This is a genomic window from Streptomyces sp. MK37H, assembly GCF_018035285.1.
GTDB classification, from domain to species: domain Bacteria; phylum Actinomycetota; class Actinomycetes; order Streptomycetales; family Streptomycetaceae; genus Streptomyces; species Streptomyces endocoffeicus.
This window is the reverse complement of the sequence record NZ_JAAAYH010000210.1, coordinates 1-15,649: the sequence shown is the minus strand read 5'-3', so window position 1 is coordinate 15,649 and position 15,649 is coordinate 1. Positions and strand designations below refer to the sequence as shown.

The window sequence follows — 15,649 nt, the reverse complement described above, 5'->3', positions numbered from 1 at the left end:
CACTTTAGCGGATTCCCCCGGATGCTCATAATCGAGTTCCCCGGTCCGAATTTCGGCATGCCGAAATCCATCCCGATGAGGGGCCGTGCAGTAGTGGTTTGCCGCCGGTGCGGCTCGATGGTCGCCGCGTTTCCCGCAGGGCTCCGTGGCAACCCGGTGAACACTACACGACGCCCCGAGGACCATCAAACCCATGGCCGGACCCCCCGTCAGGGCGTACTGTCTATGGCATGACGAGCGCATGTGTTCACCCACGGTGGTGGGCCGCCTGACGGCGGCCGCCCCTTATCAAGCACATGCGCAACCACGGCCGCCGCTCCGGCGGCCGTTCGCGTTTCTCCCTCCCGCGAATCCCGGCCGGCCGGGTCGGCGGTCCCGACAAAGCGGGAGACGCGGAGAGATGACAGAGACGAAGACGGCACGGCGCCGGATCTTCAGTGGGATCAAACCGAGCGGGCATCTGACCCTCGGGAACTACCTCGGGGCCGTACGCCGGTGGGTTCAGGAGGACCAGCACCGTGCCGACGCACTGTTCTGCGTCGTCGATCTGCACGCGCTCACCGTGGAGCACGATCCGGCGCGGGTGCGGCGGCTGACCCGGCAGGCAGCCACGCTGCTGCTGGCCTCGGGGCTCGACCCCGAGCGCTGCACGCTGTTCGTGCAGAGCCATGTGGATGAGCATGCGCGGCTGTCCTATCTCATGGAGTGCACGGCCACCGACGGCGAGATGCGGCGGATGATCCAGTACAAGGAGAAGTCCGCGCGGGAGCGGGCGAGAGGGGGGAGCGTACGGCTGTCGCTGCTCACCTATCCGGCGCTGATGGCCGCCGACATCCTCGTCTATGGAACGCATGAGGTGCCGGTCGGCGAGGACCAGACGCAGCATGTGGAGCTGGCCCGGGATCTGGCGCAGCGGTTCAACCAGCGGTACGGACCAGTCTTCACGGTGCCCCGGGCCACCAATCCGCGGGTCTCGGCGCGGGTGATGGATCTGCAGGACCCGACCTCGAAGATGGGGAAGTCGCACGCGGAGACGGCGGGCATCGTCTATCTGCTCGACGAGCCGGATGTGGTGCGGAAGAAGGTCATGCGGGCGGTCACGGACAGCGGCACCGCGGTGCGGTACGACCGGGCGGAGCAGCCGGGGGTGGCCAACCTGCTGGATGTGCTCGCCTCGTGCACCGATGGCAAGCCGGAGGTGCTGGCCGAGGAGTTCAGCTCGTACGGGGCGCTGAAGGGGGCCACGGCGGAGGCGGTGCTGGAGGTGCTGCGTCCGCTCCAGGCCCGGCACGCCGAGTTGTGCGCCGATCCGTCCTATGTGGACGGGGTGCTGCGGGCCGGGGCCGAGCGGGCGCGTGGGCTGGCCCGGCCCCGGGTGGACGAGGCGTATGCGGCGGTCGGGCTGCTGCCGCCCACCTGAGCGGAGCGGCTCTCCGTCAGCTGTTGCCGGAGGCGAGCTCGCGGCTGCGGTCGCGGGCCGCCTCCAGCGCGGCGATCAGCGCGGCGCGCACCCCATGGCTCTCCAACTCGCGGATGGCGTTGATGGTGGTGCCCGCCGGGGAGGTCACGGCCTCGCGCAGCTTGACCGGGTGCTGATCGCTGTCGCGCAGCATCACCGCCGCGCCGATGGCCGCCTGGACGATCAGGTCATGGGCCTTGTCGCGGGGCAGGCCCAGCAGGATGCCCGCGTCGGTCATCGCCTCGACGAGGAAGTAGAAGTAGGCCGGGCCGGAGCCGGAGAGCGCGGTCGCGGCGTCCTGCTGGGACTCGGGGACGCGCAGCGTCTTGCCGACGCCGCCGAAGATCGCCTCGGTGTGGGCGAGGTGCTCCTCGGTGGCGTGGCTGCCCGCCGAGATGACGGACATGGCCTCGTCGACCAGCGCCGGGGTGTTGGTCATGACCCGGACGACCGGGGTGCCGGCGGCCAGGCGCGCCTCGAAGAAGGAGGTGGGGATGCCGGCGGCGCCGGAGACGACCAGCCGGTCGGCGGGGACATGCGGGGCGAGCTCATCGAGCAGGGCGCCCATGTCCTGCGGTTTGACGGTGAGGATGAGGGTTTCGGCGGCCTTGGCGGCCTCGGCGTTGGAGACGGCCTCGACGCCGTAGCGCGACCGGAGCTCCTCGGCGCGCTCGGGGCGGCGTGCCGTGACCAGCAGGTCGGACGGCGACCAGCCGCCCCGGATCATTCCGCTGAGAAGGGCTTCGCCGATCTTTCCCGTGCCGAGCACGGCGACCTTCTCCGTCATGGTGCGGCTCTCCTCATGCCTGTGCGGTTCGTGCGGGTGCTGCGTAAGGCGTTCTCCGCCATCCTCGCACGGGTGGCCCATTCGCCCTGGCCCTTATGAATTTCTTATTCATTGTTCGATGAATTAATTTTTGCGCGCCCTCCGGCGTGACGGGGAGGCGGCTTTGCGCCCGCGCCAACCAGGGCGCCCGGAACGAAACAGTCCTGTTCGATGACTCCGAGTTCACAAGTTGGTTACATATCGACTTGCAAATGGTCACGGTTTCATGGACACAATAGGGCTCGGTGTCTATACGTACGGGAGGGGGGCGATGGTGAGGACGATCCGGCATACCGCTCACGCATTGGTAACGGCGGTTGCCGTATTGCTTGCCCTCTTCATCGCGGCCGATTCCGCGTCCGCGCAGGTCATCCATCCCGAAACGGTCAGCGTCACCGCATCGGCCGATTCGCGGCCGACCACCGAATCACTGGTCTCCGCGCACGGCGACCACGGAATCGAAGACTGCAAGGGGCTCCGCGGAAGGGCCCCGCTCACCGCTCCCACACCGAGCGGCAAATACGGATGTGTGTGCGGTTGCGACGCCGGTGTTCCGGTGCCGCGTACCGCCATCTCCACGTCGGTCACCGGACGGCAAGCCGTTCCGGTGTCGAGATCGGGCGAACTGCCCGTCATCCTCCAGATCTTCCGCTGCTGAGAACTGCACCGCCGTAGCCCGGCGGTCCGTCTCACGCACATCTCAACGCTTTTCACGCGTCTCGCAGCAAGCGATCCAACCGCCAGCGACCGATTCCATCGATCCCACTGACGTAGCGCTATGCCGTGCCCCCGCCTGCCCATGAGCCGGTGACGGGGCGCACTGGAGGCAGCCCTCATGCGAAATCTCTTTGACCGTTTCCGTGGTGCCGGAGGCACCTCTGGCTCATCCGGCGCCGGAACCTTCCGCGCCGACTTCACCGCTTCTCTCGTCGTCTTCCTGGTGGCCGTCCCCCTGTGCGTGGGGGTGGCGGTCGCCTCCGGTGTGCCGGCCGAGCTCGGCCTGATCACCGGCATCGTCGGCGGGCTGGTCACCGGTTTCCTGCCGGGCAGCAGCCTGCAGGTCTCCGGCCCGGCCGCCGGTCTGACCGTGCTGGTCTACGAGGCCGTGGAGCAATACGGCGTCGCCGCACTCGGCGTCCTCGTCCTCATCTCCGGACTGCTCCAGCTGGCCATGGGGGCGCTCGGCCTCGGCCGTTGGTTCCGGGCTATCTCCGTCGCCGTGGTACAGGGCATGCTCGCGGGCATCGGCCTGGTGCTGATCGCCGGACAGCTGTACGCGCTCGCCGATGCCAAGGCGCCGAGCAGCGGGCTCGACAAGATCTTCAGCATTCCGCAGCTCATCGGGGATGTGGCCGGCTCCACGGACGCCCTGAAGGCGGTCGCCGTGGGCGCCGGGACGATCGTCGTCCTGGTGCTGTGGCCGCGCTTCCGCCAGGGCGCCAAGGTGCTGCCCGGACCGCTGGCGGCCGTCGCGCTCGCCACGGCCGCGACCGCGATCTTCGACCTGCCGATCGCGCGGGTCGAGGTCAAGGGTCTGCTCGACGCCGTCCAGCCGCCCGGCGGCAGTGAGTTCCAGGCCCTCGCCGAGGTGGGCGTCATCGGCACCGTGCTCGCGTTCACGCTGATCGCCTCCGCCGAGAGCCTGTTCAGCGCCGCGGCCGTGGACCGGCTGCACGACGGTCCGCGCACCGACTACGACAAGGAGCTGATGGCACAGGGCGCGGGCAACGCGGTGTGCGGTGTCCTCGGCGCGCTGCCGATGACCGCGGTGATCGTGCGGAGCTCGGCCAATGTACAGGCCGGTGCGAAGACGAAGGCGTCGCGGGTGCTGCACGGTGTGTGGCTGCTGGTCTTCGCGGTGCTCTTTCCTTCGGCGCTGGGCGTCATCCCGGTGGCGACGCTCGCCGGTGTGCTGGTGTACTCCGGCTGGAAGCTGATCCCGACCAAGGACCTGGTGCCCCTGTGGAAGGCCCACCGGGGTGAGGCGATCATCCTGATCGTCACCGCCGGCGCGATCGTGGTCACCAATATGTTCGAGGGCGTGATCATCGGTCTGCTGATGGCCGTGGCCAAGACCGCCTGGGAGACCTCGCATGTGCATGTCGAGATCAGCGGGCGCGAGGGCGACGACGGCGACGGCGACAAGCCCCTGCACGTCCGGGTGCGCGGCAACGCGACCTTCCTCCGGCTGCCCAAGCTGCTGGACGAGTTGGAGGGGCTGCCCCGTGAGCGCGAGGTGGAGCTCGACCTGACCGGACTGCGCCATGTGGACCACGCCTGTGAGATGGCGCTGGCCACCTGGACCGAGCGGCACAACGCGGTGGTCAAGCGGGACACCGCCCTCGAGGAGCGGATCCCGGCGTAACCCGTATATAGGGGGACCCGTATATAGGGGAAGCCCCCGTTCCGTCGCCCGGCCCCCGGCGCCGCACTCGCGGTGCCGGGGGCCGGCTGCGCTCCGGCCGCGTCGTGGGTCAGCCGCAGGGCACGGTGACGAAGCCGTCGCTGCCGGTCTTCACATACGCGTCGGCCACGTACTGGCCCGGAGCGATATTGTCCCAGATGTCCGAGGTGCCGTACGGCCCCGAGACCTTCTGGCCGTGCCGCTGGCAGCGGATGGGGACCCGGCTGTTGTACGGCAGCACCTTCACGAGCCGGTAGTTGGTGCCGGGCCCGCTGCGGACGTTCACCTGGTAGCCGGGCGCGACCGGATAGGTGATCGCTCCGGCGGTGGTTCCCACAGTGTCCGCGACGGTGTCCGTGGCGTCGGTGGTGGCTACGGTGTCCGCGGTCTCTTCGATGGCCATGGCGGCCCCTCCCCCGTTGAACTTCTTTCCGAAGTTGTGCACATGTCGTGTGAAGTGACACGACATGCGGAGGTTAACAAGGCTCGCACATGTCATCGACTAGGCTCGCCGAGTCGCGAATGCGGCCGAATTCACGGGGGTGGGGCATGCCGCCGGTGCACAGAGCCGGGACGGGCCCGGAAGCGGAGGATCCGGAGTACGCCGGGCAGTACCAGCTCGAGGCGCGCCTCGGATCCGGTGGCATGGGCGTGGTCCATCTGGCCCGCTCGCCCTCGGGGCGGCGCCTCGCGGTGAAGGTCGTCCATGCCGGGTTGGCCGAAGACCCCGAGTTCCGGGCGCGGTTCCGGCAGGAGGTGGCGGCCGCCCGGCGGGTCAGCGGCGCGTTCACGGCGCCCGTGGTGGATGCCGACCCGGAGGGGCCGAGGCCCTGGATGGCCACCCTCTACATCCCCGGCCCGACCCTCGCCGAACACGTCAAGCGGAGCGGGCCGTTGGCGCCGGACGAGACGGTGCGGCTGGCGGCGGGGCTTGCCGAGGCGCTGCGGGACATCCATCGGGCGGGCGTGGTGCACCGCGATCTCAAGCCGAGCAATGTGCTGCTCGCGGCGGACGGCCCGAAGGTCATCGACTTCGGCATCTCCCGGCCGTCCGACAGCGAACTGCGCACCGAGACGGGGAAGTTGATCGGCACCCCGCCGTTCATGGCGCCGGAGCAGTTCCAGCGGCCGCGGGCGGTGGGACCGGCGGCGGATGTGTTCGCGCTGGGGTCGGTGCTGGTGCACGCGGCCACCGGGCGGGGGCCGTTCGAGTCGGAGAGTCCGTACATCGTGGCGTACCAGGTGGTGCACGACGAGGCGGATCTGGCGGGGGTGCCGGATGAGCTGCTGCCGCTGGTCCAGCGGTGTCTGGCCAAGAACCCCGAGGACCGCCCCACGCCCGACGCCCTGATGACGGTGCTACGCGCCGTCCGCGGACCCCAGTCGCCGGTGCCGCGCGGACCCGTTCCGCTGGTGCCGCAGCAGCGGACGCCGGAGCCGCACTCGCTGCCGGGGGTGCGCTGGGGGCAGGACGACGGCGCCACGGATACGCATGTGAAGGCGGCCCCTGCCGATACGGCAGCCCCCGAAACAGCGGATCCCGATACGCATGTGAAGGCGGCTCCCGAGCCGGAACCGGCCGCGGACCAGCCCGAGTCGGTGCCGAGCGAGCCCGTGGCGCGGCGCCGGGGGATCCGGCGGTGGGCCCTCTCCGGGCTCGCGGCCGTCGTACTGCTCGGCGCGGGCACGGTCGTCGCACTGCGCCCGTTCGACGGCACGGACTCCTCCGGCGGCGGCCGGCCGCGGATCAGCGCGGCGACCGCCGAGGCGTGGCGCCCCTGGACGACCGGGCTGGATGCCGGAAAGGCCGCGGGCCCGGGGGCGCGGCCCGCGTTCTGCTCGTACGGAGCGGGCGCGCTGTACTGCGCCCGGCACGGCGTCGAGACCGCCCGGGTCGATCCGGACGACGGCCGCGTGGTCTGGTCGCGGCCGTCCGCGGCGGCGCGCCCCGGGGACGGCGCGACGATCTCCGCCCCCGTGGTCGCGGGCGGTCTGGTGCGGACGGTGTCCCCGGGCGGTGGGCGGCTGCGGGCGCTCGACCCCACGACCCACCGCGTCCGCTGGAGCCGCGATGTCTCCCGCTATCAGGGCGGGGTCTACTCCTCGGGCGACACCGTGCTGCTGGTCGCGCCGGACGGCATGGTCACGTCGGTGAACGGGACGACGAACAAGGAGCGTTGGAGTCATCGGCTGCCCGGCCACGCCCGGCCCGTCTTCTTCTCGTACGGCGACGGCCGCACCGCGTACGCCGTGACCACCGCGGGCGACGGCTCGCACACGCTGGTCACGGCGGTGGACACGGTGCGCGGTACGACGCGCTGGCACGCCTCGCTCAGCGGCAACCTCACCCCGGCCGGTAGCAGCCCCGATGGCGTGCTGCTGCTGACCGAGACGGACACCCGGACCAGTACCACCGCCGTCGTGCGCTATGACCCGGAGCGGCGCGCGGCGCGGCGGGTCGCGCTGTCCGCGCCAGTGTCCGCGATCAGCGCCGTCACCAGCGGTGACCGGGTGTATGTACTGGGCACGGACGGCGGGTTGGTGGCCGTCGACACCACGCGCGAGGGCTCGGCGGGAGCGCGGCTCTGGCGCCTGGAGACCTCGGTCTCCAACGCCTCGCCGCTGGTGGCGGCGGACGGCCGGCTGTACTTCTCGGCGGCGGACGGCCGGCTGCTGGCCGTGGACGCCCAGCGGGGCGAGGTGATCGGCGAGACCCGCTCGCGCGGGGGCGCGGCCGGTCAGGGCTTCCTGGATCTGATGCCCGCGCCCGTGGTGGCGGACGGCAAGGTGTTCGCGACGGCCCCGGACGGCACGCTCTTCGCCGTGGACGGGCGGAATCCGGCCGGTTGGTGAGCGGCGCCACGGGCCCCCGGCGCGAGCCGGGCCTAAAGTGACCGCCGGATCGTGGGTCGGTGGGAGAAGACAGGAATGGCACTGCGCGCCGGGGACCCGGAGTCCATCGGAGGCTACGCACTCGAGCGGCGGCTCGGCCGTGGCGGGATGGGCACGGTGTATCTGGCCCGGTCGCCGTCGGGGCGGCGGCTGGCGCTGAAGGTGGTGCATCAGCAGTTCGCCGACGACGACGAGTTCCGGATGCGGTTCCGCCAGGAGGTCGCGGCCGCCCGGCGGGTCAGCGGCGCGTTCACCGCGGCCGTCGTGGACGCGGACCCCGATGCCGTGCTGCCGTGGATGGCGACCTCGTACGTCCCCGGCCGCACGCTCGCCGAGCAGGTCGCGGCGGGCGGTCCGCTGCGCGGCGCCGAGCTGCGGCGGCTGGCGATCGGGCTGGTCGAGGCGCTACGGGACATCCACCGGGCGGGTGTGGTGCACCGGGATCTGAAACCGGCCAACATCGTGCTGTCCGACGAGGGCCCCCGCGTCATCGACTTCGGCATCTCCCGGGCGGCCGACCACCAGACCCTGACCATGACCGGCCGGGTCATGGGCACGCCCCCGTTCATGTCCCCGGAGCAGCTGCGCGATCCGCGCGAGGTCGGGCCGGAGTCCGATGTGTTCTCGCTGGCGACAGTGCTGGTGTACGCGGCGACCGGCCAGAGCCCGTTCGACGCGGACAGCCCCTATATGACCGCCTATCACGTGGTGTACGAGCCCCCGGCGCTGGACACGGTGACCGGGCCGCTGCGTGACGCGGTCGCGGACTGCCTGAGCAAGGAACCGCCCGCGCGGCCCGGGCTGGACGAGCTGCTGGAACGGCTGCGGACGCTGCCCGAGGACGACGGTGACGACGGTAAGGGCGGTGACGACGACCGTAAGGACGTCACGGACGCGGACGGCGGCATCGGCGAGGGCGACGCCGCCGTGCCGACCGAAGTTGGCCGTGCGCCGGGCCGCGGCTATCTGACGCGCCGTCCCCTGGTGCTCGCCGCCGCGGCCACGGGCCTGGTCGCCGCGATTGTGGGGACGATCGTCTTCCTCGGGTCCGGATCCGGACCCGAGGGCGAGCCGGATGCCCGCCCCACCACCCGCTCGTCGGCGAACGGCTCGCTCCCGTCCGGCTGGCGCCCCTGGCAGCGCACCCTCGCCGGGCCCGGCACCGACATCGTGACCAGCGTCGATGGCGCTCCGCGCTCGGTCAGCGGGCCGACCGGCCGCCGCTGTCTGCCCTCGGGCACGGATCTGTACTGCGGTGGTTCCGGGATCGCCCTGACCCGGCTGGACATCCGAGGGCGGGTGGCCTGGCACCGGTCGTCGAAGCCGAGCGAGCTGATCGGAGTGGCGGGCGGTCTTGTGCTGGGCACCGTGGAGAAGTCGGACGGCACGGCCCGGCTGGAGGGCTATCGCACCAGCGACGGTGAGCGGGTCTGGCGGACCGACATCGGCAGCGCCTACCAGGGGGCGGTGTTCCAGCGAGGGGACCACTCCGCCGTGCTCACCCAGAGCTGGGACGAGGAGACGTTCCAGGCGGTGGACGTGCGCACCGGCCGCACGCTCTGGTCGCGGCGGGTCGGCCACGGGCTGAGCTGCGGCCCGGATGTGGTGTCCGGACGCCCCCTCGCCGACTGCGGACCGCTGGAGGACCGGGGCGACCCGGCCGTTCCGAGCGGGCTCTACACCCTCTCCCCCACCACGGGAGCGCCCCGGCGGATCGGCACCCTGTATGTGGGCTCCTTCCTCGCCGAGCGCTCGGGCGAGCTCCTCTGTCTGGAGCAGCGCGAGCACGACACCGACGACTACACCGATCTGCTGTTCCTCGGCACGGACGGGGGACGGCAGCGCCGGGTGAAGCTGCCCGAGGGTCTCTCCGCCCGGCAGATCACGCCCGCCCTGGTGGGCGACACGCTCTACTTCGTCCGGCAGAACGGTGAGGTCACCGCCGTCACCACGACCGGAAAGCGGCTGTGGAGCAAGGCGACGCAGGTGGAGTGGCTGGGCCCGCCCGTGGTGTCCGGGCGCCGGAACGCCCTGTATCTCGCCACCGCCGCGGGCCGGGTCATCGCGCTGGACCGCCGGGACGGCCGGGTGCTGTGGCGGACCAAGGCGCGTACCGACCCCGGTGGCATCCCCGCTGAGCTGACGCTGAGCGGGGACGCCCTCACCACGGTCTACGGATACGACACCCTGGAGGCGTCCGGGATGGACGTCAGCCGGGGCGGCTGAGGCGGAAGGACGTCAGCAGAGGCGACTGCCGCGCGAGGTCAGCCGAAGCGGCCGATGCCGCGCGAGGTCAGCAGAGGCGGCTGAGGCGGAGGGACGTCAGCCCAGCTGGCTGATGTCGCGGACCGCGCCCTTGTCCGCGCTGGTGGCCATCGCCGCGTAGGCGCGCAGCGCGGTGGACACCTTGCGCTCGCGGTTCTTCGGGGCGTAGACGCCACCGAGCTCCTCGCGGCGGGCCGCCAACTCCTCCTCGCTCACCAGGAGGTCGATGGAACGGGCGGGGATGTCGATGCGGATCCGGTCGCCGTCCCGGACCAGGGCGATGGTGCCGCCGGACGCCGCCTCCGGCGAGGCGTGGCCGATGGAGAGACCCGACGTGCCGCCGGAGAAGCGGCCGTCGGTGACCAGCGCGCACGCCTTGCCCAGGCCCCGGCCCTTGAGGAAGGAGGTCGGGTAGAGCATCTCCTGCATCCCGGGGCCGCCCTTGGGGCCCTCGTAGCGGATGACGACCACGTCGCCCTCCTTGACCTGCTTGCCCAGGATCCGCTCGACGGCCTCCTCCTGGGATTCGCAGACCACGGCCGGGCCCTCGAAGGTCCAGATGGACTCGTCCACGCCGGCCGTCTTCACCACGCAGCCGTCGACGGCCAGATTGCCCTTGAGGACGGCGAGTCCGCCGTCCTTGGAGTAGGCGTGCTCCATGTCGCGGATGCAGCCGCCGGCGGCGTCCGTGTCCAGGGAGTCCCAGCGCTCGGACTGCGAGAAGGCGGTGGCGGAGCGCTTGCAGCCGGGGGCCGCGTGCCACAGCTCGACGGCCTCGGCGGACGGCGAACCGCCGCGCACGTCCCAGGTCTTGAGCCAGTCGGCGAGCGAGGAGCTGTGCACGGAGTGGACGTCCTCGTTCAGCAGCCCGCCGCGGAACAGCTCGCCGAGGATCGCCGGGATGCCGCCCGCGCGGTGCACGTCCTCCATGTAGTACGTGCCGCCGGGGGCGACGTTCGGGGCGACCTTGGCCAGGCACGGCACCCGGCGGGAGACCTCGTCGATGTCCTTGAGGTCGTAGTCGAGACCGGCCTCCTGGGCGGCGGCCAGCAGGTGGAGGATCGTGTTGGTCGAGCCGCCCATGGCGATGTCGAGCGCCATGGCGTTCTCGAAGGCGGCGCGGGAGCCGATGGAGCGCGGCAGAACCGTCTCGTCGTCCTGCTCGTAGTGGCGCTTGGTGATCTCCACGACCGTACGGCCGGCGGTCTCGTAGAGCGCCTTACGGGCGGTGTGGGTGGCCAGCACCGAACCGTTGCCCGGCAGGGAGAGGCCCATCGCCTCGGTCAGGCAGTTCATCGAGTTGGCGGTGAACATGCCGGAACAGGAGCCGCAGGTCGGGCAGGCGTTGTTCTCGATACGGAGGATGTCCTCGTCCGAGACGTTCTCATTGACCGCGTCCGAGATCGCGTTGATCAGGTCCAGCTTGCGGACGGTGCCGTCGACGAGCGTGGCCCGCCCCGCCTCCATGGGGCCGCCGGAGACGAAGACGGTCGGGATGTTGAGCCGCATCGCGGCCATCAGCATCCCGGGGGTGATCTTGTCGCAGTTGGAGATGCAGATCAGCGCGTCGGCGCAGTGCGCCTCGACCATGTACTCCACGGAGTCGGCGATCAGGTCGCGGGAGGGGAGGCTGTAGAGCATCCCGCCGTGGCCCATGGCGATACCGTCGTCCACGGCGATGGTGTTGAACTCGCGCGGAATGCCGCCCGCCGCGTGGATCGCCTCGCTGACGATCCGGCCCACCGGCTGGAGGTGGGTGTGGCCGGGGACGAACTCGGTGAAGCTGTTGGCGACGGCGACGATCGGCTTGCCGAAGTCCTCGCGCGCTACGCCGGAAGCCTGCATAAGGGCGCGGGCGCCCGCCATGTTGCGGCCGTGGGTGACGGTGCGAGACCTCAGCTCGGGCACGGTGCTCGGCTCCCTCGTGATACGTGCGTCCTGCGGATCGGATCGGAGTCTTCTGAGCCTACGCCTGTGTCCATGGATCCGGATGGTCCGTCCGGATCCAGAGACGGCCGGGTCACGGAGCGGAACGGGTCGATCAACTCTAGGTCAGCGATCGGCCCGTTCGGGATCGGCCGGTCCGCGATCAGCTTTCGGTCAGATAGCGCTGCAGAGTGGGCCCCACCATGGCCACGATGTCGTCCGCCTCTGCCGAGGCCATCGGCTCCATCCGGAGCACATACCGCAGCATCGCGATCCCGATCAGATGCCCGGCCGCGAGCTGCGCCCGGAACTCGGGGTTCGGGACGTCCAGCTCACCCGCCATCCGCACCAGCACCCGGCGCTCGATCATGCCGCGCAGCACCACGGCGGCGGTCTCGTTGGTCAGCGCCGAGCGCATCACGGCGAGCAGCGGCAGCCTGCTGACCGGGTTCTCCCAGATGCCGAACATATAGCGGGCCATCCGCTCGCCCGCGCCCTCCCGGCTGCCGTGCACCGCGTCCGGGACGCCCATGGCGGGGGCGAAGATCAGCTCGATGGCCGCCTCGAAGACCTGCTCCTTGGTGCCGAAGTAGTGGTGGACCAGGGCCGGGTCCACCTCCGCGGCCTTGGCGATGCCGCGGATCGAGGTCTTGTCGTAGCCGCGCTCGGCGAACTCGTTGCGCGCCGCGATCAGGATCCGGTCGCGGGCGGCGGGGCCGTCGGAGGCGCTCGTACGGGCCGGGCGGCCGCGCTTGCGCGGGGGTGTGGCGGACCCGGATGCGGCGGCGGTCATGAACCGGGCACCGCCCTGCGGGGCCGGGTGGCCGAGGTCGACGAGGCGAGGTGCAGCCGGGTGAAGGCCAGGGCCTCCGCCAGATCGGCCTCGCGCTCGGTCGTGGACATGGCACGCCGGGTGTTGACCTCGACGACCACATTGCCGTCGAAACCGCCGACCGCGAGCCGTTCCAGCAGCTCGGCGCAGGGCTGGGTGCCGCGCCCCGGCACCAGGTGCTCGTCCTTGTTGGAGCCCTGGCCGTCGGCGAGGTGGAGATGGGCCAGCCGGTCGCCCATGCGGTCCACCATCTCCAGCGCGTCCGTACGGGCGGTGGCGGTGTGCGACAGATCGATCGTGAAGTGGCGGTAGTCGTCCTGGGTGACGTCCCAGCCCGGGGCGTACGCGAGCATCTCGCGGTCGCGATAGCGCCACGGGTACATGTTCTCGACCGCGAACCGCACATCGGTCTCATCCGCCATCCGCCAGATTCCGCGGACGAACTCGCGGGCGTACGCCCGCTGCCATCGGAACGGCGGGTGGACCACGACGGTGGACGCGTCGAGCTTCTCGGCGGCCGCCCTCGCCCGCTGCAGCTTCACCCATGGGTCGGTCGACCAGACCCGCTGGGTGATCAGCAGACAGGGGGCGTGCACGGCGAGGATCGGCACCTGGTGGTAGTCCGAGAGCCGACGCAGCGCCTCGATGTCCTGGCTGACCGGATCGGTCCACACCATGACCTCGACGCCGTCGTAGCCCAGGCGTGCCGCGATCTCGAAGGCCGTCGCCGTCGACTCCGGATAGACCGAGGCTGTGGACAGCGCGACCTTCGCATCCGGGATGCGCACCACTGGCTCTGTCACGAGGGACAGCGTACGGCGGCTGCTCTCCGCAACCGAACCGCGGCGGCCTTTGCGGTTGAACGGCCACCGCTTTCCGGCCCCGGTCACGCTCCGTGGTCAGGTCGGCAGATGGTCCAGGCGGCGGAGGATCACGCCCTCGCGCAGCGCCCACGGGCAGATCTCCAGCTGCTCCACGCCGAACAGGTCCATCGCGGCCTCCGCCACCAGCGCCCCGGCCGTGAGCTGCCCGGCCCGGCCCTCGGAGACCCCGGGCAGCTCGGCCCGCTCCCGGGTGGGCATGGCCGCCAGCTTGGGCACCCACTCCTCCAGCGCCCGGCGGGTGAGCCGGCGCTCCACGTAGAGCCCCTCGGCGGAGCGCGCGGCGCCGGTGATCCTGGCCAGCTGCTTGAAGGTCTTGGAGGTGGCCACCACATGGTCCGGCGCCCCATGACGGCTGAAATCGCCGACGCTCCGGGCGATCTCGGCCCGCACATGGCGCCGCAGGGCCCGTACGTCCGCCGGGTCGGGCGGATCGCCGGGCAGCCAGGCCCCGGTCAGCCGGCCGGCCCCGAGCGGCAGCGAGACCGCCGCGTCGGGCTCCTCGTCCATGCCGTACGCGATCTCCAGCGAACCGCCGCCGATGTCCAGGACCAGCAGCTTCCCCGCGGACCAGCCGAACCAGCGGCGGGCGGCCAGGAAGGTGAGCCGCGCCTCGTCCGCGCCGCTGAGCACCTGGAGCCGTACGCCGGTCTCCTCGGCGACCCGGGCCAGGACCTCATCGGCGTTGGACGCCTCACGGACGGCGGAGGTCGCGAACGGCAGGACGTCCTCGACGCCCTTGTCCTCGGCCGCCTCCAGCGCCTCCATGACCACCGCGATCAGGCGGTCGACGCCGTCGGGGCCGATGGCCCCGTGCCCGTCGAGGAGTTCGGCGAGCCGCAGCTCGGCCTTGTGCGAATGCGCGGGCAGCGGGCGCGCGCCGGGGTGGGCGTCCATCACGAGCAGATGAACCGTATTCGAACCCACGTCGAGGACACCGAGTCTCATAACGTGAACGCTACTGCGCCCACCTCGGTGTCATGCACAGGTCCTCCCGCGTTCTCGCACATGAGCCGCGCCGGGGACGTGCGCGGTCCCCACCTCCGGCTTTTCGCCGAAGGCGCCTACCCTTGCACCGTGGCAAAGACGAAAAAGGCGAAGCAGGACAAACGCCGGAAGGCCGCCCGGGAGTGGGCGGCCGATGAGCCGATGCCGTCCGGGGCGGAGGGCGCCGAGGACGCCCCGAGCACCGAGGACGAGGTCGGCCTGGACTTCGCCCGCGCATGGGTCGAATTCCCCGATCCGGCCGACGACGAGCAGCTCTTCCGATGCGATCTGACCTGGCTGACCTCCAAGTGGACCTGCATCTTCGGCCAGGGCTGCCAGGGCATCCAGGCGGGGCGGGCCGACGACGGCTGCTGCACGCTGGGCGCGCACTTCTCGGACGAGGACGACGAGGCGCGGGTCGGACGCCATATGGCCCGGCTGACCCCGGAGATCTGGCAGTTCCACGACGAGGGGCACGCCTCGGGGTGGGTGCAGGAGGACGACGACGGCGAGCGGCAGACCCGGCGCCACAAGGGCTCGTGCATCTTCCAGAACCGGCCGGGCTTCCCGGGCGGCGCGGGCTGCGCACTGCACATCCTGGCGCTGCGGGAGGGGCGAGAGCCGCTGGAGACCAAGCCGGATGTGTGCTGGCAGCTGCCGGTGCGCCGGTCCTACGACTGGATCGACCGGCCGGACGACACCCGGGTGCTGCGGATCACCATCGGCGAGTACGACCGGCGCGGCTGGGGGCCGGGCGGCCACGATCTGCACTGGTGGTGCACCTCGGCCACCTCGGCGCATGGGGCCGGGGAGCCCGTGTTCCGCTCGTACCGGCCGGAGCTCACGGAGCTGATGGGCAAGGCCGGGTACGACCGGCTGGCCGATCTGTGCGAGCAGCGCATGGCGTCGTCGCTGCCGCTGCTGGCGCCGCATCCAGCGGACCCGGTCGTTCCGGTCGTTCCGGTGGATCCGGCAGACCCGGTCGCTCCGGTGGACCTGGCCGATCCGGCGGACCCGGCAGAACCGGTCGCTCCGGCGGACCCGGCAGACCCGGTCGCTCCGGTGGACCCGGCCGATCCGGCGGACCCGGCCGACTGACGCGGCTGTGCCGATGTCATGGGCGGACCGTAGTGCCCGCCGGGCAGGCATCACGACCCGGCGCGTCTACGGGGTGTCC

General features: G+C 71.4%; 12 protein-coding genes. 6 read left to right on the top strand and 6 right to left on the bottom strand.

Features of this window, described 5'->3' with window-relative positions; all coding sequences use genetic code 11:
• Positions 1-400 precede the first annotated feature (400 nt).
• Positions 401-1,420, top strand: a complete 1,020-nt coding sequence (trpS, locus tag GWI24_RS26245) for a tryptophan--tRNA ligase (RefSeq protein ID WP_210948374.1) — start codon at positions 401-403, stop codon at positions 1,418-1,420.
• 16 nt (positions 1,421-1,436) lie between these two features.
• Here trpS and proC read toward each other — a convergent pair whose 3' ends face one another.
• Complete coding sequence (gene proC / locus GWI24_RS26240) at positions 1,437-2,246, bottom strand: pyrroline-5-carboxylate reductase (RefSeq protein ID WP_201857140.1); 810 nt, start codon at positions 2,244-2,246, stop codon at positions 1,437-1,439.
• A 310-nt stretch (positions 2,247-2,556) separates the two neighbouring features.
• Here proC and GWI24_RS26235 point away from each other — a divergent pair, with 310 nt between their 5' ends.
• Positions 2,557-2,943 (top strand): hypothetical protein, encoded by a 387-nt coding sequence (locus tag GWI24_RS26235; protein ID WP_210948373.1) that lies wholly within the window; start codon positions 2,557-2,559, stop codon positions 2,941-2,943.
• A 177-nt stretch (positions 2,944-3,120) separates the two neighbouring features.
• Positions 3,121-4,650 carry a SulP family inorganic anion transporter gene (locus GWI24_RS26230; RefSeq protein WP_210948372.1) on the top strand — a complete coding sequence of 510 codons (1,530 nt, stop codon included), beginning with the start codon at positions 3,121-3,123 and terminating at the stop codon, positions 4,648-4,650.
• Between the two features lie 109 nt (positions 4,651-4,759).
• Here the strand turns inward: GWI24_RS26230 and GWI24_RS26225 are convergent, their stop codons facing one another.
• Positions 4,760-5,092: an SH3 domain-containing protein gene (locus tag GWI24_RS26225; RefSeq protein WP_210948371.1), complete on the bottom strand. Its 333-nt coding sequence runs from the start codon at positions 5,090-5,092 to the stop codon at positions 4,760-4,762.
• A 146-nt stretch (positions 5,093-5,238) separates the two neighbouring features.
• On the opposite strand from GWI24_RS26225, the gene GWI24_RS26220 reads away from it, so the two are divergent.
• Both GWI24_RS26220 and GWI24_RS26215 read left to right on the top strand, forming a co-directional pair.
• On the top strand, positions 5,239-7,542 hold the full coding sequence (locus GWI24_RS26220) for a PQQ-binding-like beta-propeller repeat protein (protein WP_210948370.1): 2,304 nt from the start codon (positions 5,239-5,241) through the stop codon (positions 7,540-7,542).
• Positions 7,543-7,617: 75 nt separating this feature from the next.
• Positions 7,618-9,807 (top strand): serine/threonine-protein kinase, encoded by a 2,190-nt coding sequence (locus tag GWI24_RS26215; protein WP_210948369.1) that lies wholly within the window; start codon positions 7,618-7,620, stop codon positions 9,805-9,807.
• A gap of 96 nt (positions 9,808-9,903) precedes the next feature.
• On the opposite strand, the gene ilvD is transcribed toward GWI24_RS26215, so the two are convergent.
• The 4 genes from ilvD to GWI24_RS26195 form a co-directional block, all read right to left on the bottom strand.
• Positions 9,904-11,754, bottom strand: coding sequence for a dihydroxy-acid dehydratase (gene ilvD, locus GWI24_RS26210; protein ID WP_210948368.1), 1,851 nt, complete (start codon positions 11,752-11,754; stop codon positions 9,904-9,906).
• Positions 11,755-11,935: 181 nt separating this feature from the next.
• Positions 11,936-12,565 carry a TetR/AcrR family transcriptional regulator gene (locus tag GWI24_RS26205; RefSeq protein WP_210948367.1) on the bottom strand — a complete coding sequence of 210 codons (630 nt, stop codon included), beginning with the start codon at positions 12,563-12,565 and terminating at the stop codon, positions 11,936-11,938.
• Positions 12,562-13,407: a sugar phosphate isomerase/epimerase gene (locus tag GWI24_RS26200; protein ID WP_210948366.1), complete on the bottom strand. Its 846-nt coding sequence runs from the start codon at positions 13,405-13,407 to the stop codon at positions 12,562-12,564. Before GWI24_RS26200 ends, GWI24_RS26205 begins: the two co-directional genes overlap by 4 nt.
• 96 nt (positions 13,408-13,503) lie before the next feature.
• On the bottom strand, positions 13,504-14,433 hold the full coding sequence (locus GWI24_RS26195; protein ID WP_210948365.1) for a Ppx/GppA phosphatase family protein: 930 nt from the start codon (positions 14,431-14,433) through the stop codon (positions 13,504-13,506).
• A gap of 129 nt (positions 14,434-14,562) precedes the next feature.
• On the opposite strand from GWI24_RS26195, the gene GWI24_RS45560 reads away from it, so the two are divergent.
• Complete coding sequence (locus tag GWI24_RS45560) at positions 14,563-15,570, top strand: hypothetical protein (protein WP_308344033.1); 1,008 nt, start codon at positions 14,563-14,565, stop codon at positions 15,568-15,570.
• Positions 15,571-15,649 lie beyond the last annotated feature (79 nt).

Bases quoted from the DNA above. Each gene is read 5' to 3' on its own strand.
- trpS (WP_210948374.1), top strand. From the start codon at position 401: ATGACAGAGACGAAGACGGCACGGCGCCGGATCTTCAGTGGGATCAAA.
- proC (WP_201857140.1), bottom strand. From the start codon at position 2,246: ATGACGGAGAAGGTCGCCGTGCTCGGCACGGGAAAGATCGGCGAAGCC.
- GWI24_RS26235 (WP_210948373.1), top strand. From the start codon at position 2,557: ATGGTGAGGACGATCCGGCATACCGCTCACGCATTGGTAACGGCGGTT.
- GWI24_RS26230 (WP_210948372.1), top strand. From the start codon at position 3,121: ATGCGAAATCTCTTTGACCGTTTCCGTGGTGCCGGAGGCACCTCTGGC.
- GWI24_RS26225 (WP_210948371.1), bottom strand. From the start codon at position 5,092: ATGGCCATCGAAGAGACCGCGGACACCGTAGCCACCACCGACGCCACG.
- GWI24_RS26220 (WP_210948370.1), top strand. From the start codon at position 5,239: ATGCCGCCGGTGCACAGAGCCGGGACGGGCCCGGAAGCGGAGGATCCG.
- GWI24_RS26215 (WP_210948369.1), top strand. From the start codon at position 7,618: ATGGCACTGCGCGCCGGGGACCCGGAGTCCATCGGAGGCTACGCACTC.
- GWI24_RS26205 (WP_210948367.1), bottom strand. From the start codon at position 12,565: ATGACCGCCGCCGCATCCGGGTCCGCCACACCCCCGCGCAAGCGCGGC.
- GWI24_RS26195 (WP_210948365.1), bottom strand. From the start codon at position 14,433: ATGAGACTCGGTGTCCTCGACGTGGGTTCGAATACGGTTCATCTGCTC.